This is a genomic window from Pseudomonas baetica (genome assembly GCF_019733355.1).
In the GTDB taxonomy this organism is placed as follows: domain Bacteria; phylum Pseudomonadota; class Gammaproteobacteria; order Pseudomonadales; family Pseudomonadaceae; genus Aquipseudomonas; species Aquipseudomonas baetica_A.
In genome coordinates, this window is record NZ_JAIHLQ010000170.1 from 1 (window position 1) to 302 (window position 302).

At 56.3% G+C, this 302-nt stretch carries 1 pseudogene; it reads right to left on the reverse strand.

Annotated features, from left to right (window positions below):
- Nucleotides 1-236 (reverse strand): annotated as a pseudogene (locus K5E40_RS34605) (phage late control D family protein); the annotation flags it as partial.
- Nucleotides 237-302: the final 66 nt, after the last annotated feature.

Below are 302 nucleotides of genomic sequence, written 5' to 3' on the forward strand. Positions count from 1 at the left end.
ACCAGCACGTCTTCGATGCGCCCGTGAATGCCTTCGCCGTTATGGCCAAATTGCAGAAACGCCGGTTGGCTGAGCAAGCTCTCCAGATCGAAGTCCGGGTGCTCGCTGACCAGTTCTACATCGATGCGGTAAAGAGTGCTGATCGCTTCGGTGCCGCTGAACGCCAGCACCTTGAAGTCGTGACGGATAGCAGGAATCTGCAACGAGAAATGCGCCGCATTGGCCGGCCGGAACATACGCTTATCCTTAAGCAAAGAGGAAAAGAGCGCGATGTCGAAACCGTCCCTGGTTTGTGCTCGCGA